The sequence below is a fragment of the Roseitranquillus sediminis genome, assembly GCF_016918935.1.
GTDB classification, from domain to species: Bacteria; Pseudomonadota; Alphaproteobacteria; order Rhodobacterales; family Rhodobacteraceae; genus Roseitranquillus; species Roseitranquillus sediminis.
Genome location: NZ_JAFFOB010000013.1, coordinates 1 through 2,517 on the forward strand (window position 1 = coordinate 1; position 2,517 = coordinate 2,517).

The window sequence follows — 2,517 nt, forward strand, 5'->3', positions numbered from 1 at the left end:
CGTAAGCGCGACGGCGCGGCCCTATGCGGCGAGGCTTGACGGCTGTTCGAAGCGCCAGGGCATCAGGTCCTCGATGCAGCTTTTCGGATGGCCGTCGAGGATGGCGCGGAGCGTGGCGGCGATGTAGTCGACCGGGTTCACGTCGGACATCTTGCAGGTGGCGACCAGCGAGGCGAGCATGGCCCAGTTCTCCGCGCCGACCTCGTTGCCGGCGAAGAGCGCGTTCTTCCGCGTCAGGGCGATCGGGCGGATCTGGTTCTCGACCGGGTTGGTGTCGAGTTCGAGCCTTCCGTCGTCGAGGAACCGGATCAGGCCGGGCCAGTGCGCCAGCGTGTAGCGGATGTCCTCCGCCAACTGCGATTTCTGCGGGATACGCGAGAGCTGGGTCTCCAGCCAGGGCTTGAGCGCGGCGATGATCGGCGTCGCGTGCTCGCGCCGGGCAGCCAGGCGCAGGGACGCCGCCTTGCCGCGCACGGTCTTCTCGATCTGATAGAGAGCCGCGATCTGGCGCAGCATCTCCTCGGCGATGGGAGAGCGCTCGTTCTCGAAGCGCTTCACGAAGCGGCGGCGGACGTGGGTCCAGCAGTAGACCAGGTGCCACGGGCCTGTGTCGCGCGCGATCCGGGTCAGGGCGTCATAGGACTGGTAGGCGTCGCATTGCAGGAACCGGCCGCGGTATCCGTCGAGGAACTTCAGCGGATGCTCCTTGCCCCGGCCCGGAGCGTAATGGAACAGCACGATGGGCGGCCCGGTGCCGCCATGGCCGCGGTCGTCGGCGACGACGGCCCAGAAGTAGCCGCTCTTCGTGGCCTTGCGGCCCGGGTCGAGCACCGGCGCGCGGGTCTCGTCGACGAAGATCCGGTCGGCCCGGCGCAGATGGGCGCGCATGTGCTCGATGACCGGCATCAGGTGGTAGCAGGCGCGCCCCGTCCAGTTGCCGAGCGTGCCGCGGTCGAGGTGGATCCCCTGCCGCTTGAAGATCTCGGCCTGGCGGTAGAATGGCAGGTGGTCGCCGAACTTCGAGACGATGATCCAGGCGATCAGCCGCTCGGTCGGCAGCCCGCCGGGCACGACATGCTCGGGCGCATGCGCCTGCGCCACGGCCTGCGAACAGCGGCGGCAGGCGTATTTGGGGCGCCGCGTCACCAGCACCTGGACCTGCGCCGGGATCACGTCGAGCCGCTCGGAGACGTCCTCGCCGATCCGGGCCATCTCGCCGCAGCCGCAGGGGCAGAGGGTGCTGGCGGGCTCGATCACGCGCTCGACCCGGGGCAGGTGCGCAGGCAGATGCCCGCGGTTGCGCGCCGGCTTGCGGGGCGTCTCCCCGCGCGCCCTTTGCAGCGCGGCCTCGGCCTTCTCCTGCGCGGCCTCGAGCACGCCCTGGGCCAGCTCGGCATCCTCCAGGCCCAGGTTGAACTGATCGGGCGACAGCTTCTCGGAGCGCTTGCCGAACTTCTCGCGCTGGGATGTGCGCAGGATATCTTCCAGCCGGCGGTTGGCCTCCTGCACCTCGGCCAGCGCCGCCTCGACCTCCGCCAGGCGGGCCTTCAGATGGGCGTTCTCGCGGCTGAGGGCGTCGGCGTCCATGCACCGGAGTGAATCAGGAAGCCCTCTGCGTGGCCAGCAAAAACGGGGGTTCCCGCGCTCACCCCGCCGCCAGCGGACGCCGCGCCCGCTCCGGTCGCACCAGTCGCCAGTCCAGCCCCTCGATGAGCGCCGCCAGCTGCGCCGACGACATCCGCATCACACCATCCCGCACCTGCGGCCAGACGAACTTGCCCCCTTCCAGCCGCTTGTGAACCAGCACCATCCCGGTCTGGTCCCAGACCAGCAGCTTGATCCGGTCCGCCCGCTTGGCCCGGAACACGAAGACCGCCCCGCAGAACGGGTCCAGCCCGAACATCTCTTGTACCGCCAGCGCCAGGCCATCGATGCCCTTGCGGAAATCGACCGGCCGCGTCGCCACGAAGACCTTCACCGGCCCACCCTGGCCGAGCATCACGATGCCGCTGCCCGCGCCGCCCGGATCGTCCGCGTCAACAGCCCCTCATCGGCGTCGGCTCCAGCTCGGATCACGACATCGCCGACGACAATCTCAACATCTGCCCCCGCGCGCGTCGCCGGCGCCTCCACCGCGGCGCCCTCGACCACCAGTTCCGCAAACATCGGCAGGGCCGCCACGCTCTCAGGCACCGCCAACTTCCCCATCCGCAGCTTCTTGCGCCAGTCGTAGACCTGCCAGCGCGTCGTCCCGTGCCGCCGAGCGACATCCGCCACCGAGGCCCCGGGCACCAGGCTCTCCGCCGCAATCCGCGCCCGTTCCGACTGCGTGCGCCGCCGCCGCCCGCTCGGCCCCTCCATCACCTCGAGCCGCGAAACACCAGCGCCCGACAAGGCGCCTAAATGGACGCCCACTTTGCCGTCTCTTTCCAAACCAACACCTCCACGCCCCATGCGCACGGAGAATGCCCCGGTCAGATCACCAGCGGCAGGAGGTGAACGGCGTCGCGCTTACGC

The 2,517-nt window shown here is 69.8% G+C and carries 3 protein-coding genes; all 3 read right to left on the reverse strand.

Annotated elements, in window-relative coordinates; genetic code table 11:
• Positions 1 to 21: 21 nt before the first annotated feature.
• The 3 genes from tnpC to tnpA are packed head-to-tail and all read right to left on the reverse strand — an operon-like array spanning position 22 to position 2,415.
• Positions 22 to 1,587, reverse strand: a complete 1,566-nt coding sequence (gene tnpC, locus JM664_RS06800; protein WP_227419170.1) for an IS66 family transposase — start codon at positions 1,585 to 1,587, stop codon at positions 22 to 24.
• A gap of 58 nt (positions 1,588 to 1,645) precedes the next feature.
• Complete coding sequence (gene tnpB / locus JM664_RS06805) at positions 1,646 to 1,999, reverse strand: IS66 family insertion sequence element accessory protein TnpB (RefSeq protein ID WP_227419171.1); 354 nt, start codon at positions 1,997 to 1,999, stop codon at positions 1,646 to 1,648.
• On the reverse strand, positions 1,999 to 2,415 hold the full coding sequence (gene tnpA / locus JM664_RS06810) for an IS66-like element accessory protein TnpA (protein ID WP_227419172.1): 417 nt from the start codon (positions 2,413 to 2,415) through the stop codon (positions 1,999 to 2,001). The genes tnpB and tnpA overlap by 1 nt, the downstream gene beginning before the upstream one ends.
• Between the last annotated feature and the right edge of the window lie 102 nt (positions 2,416 to 2,517).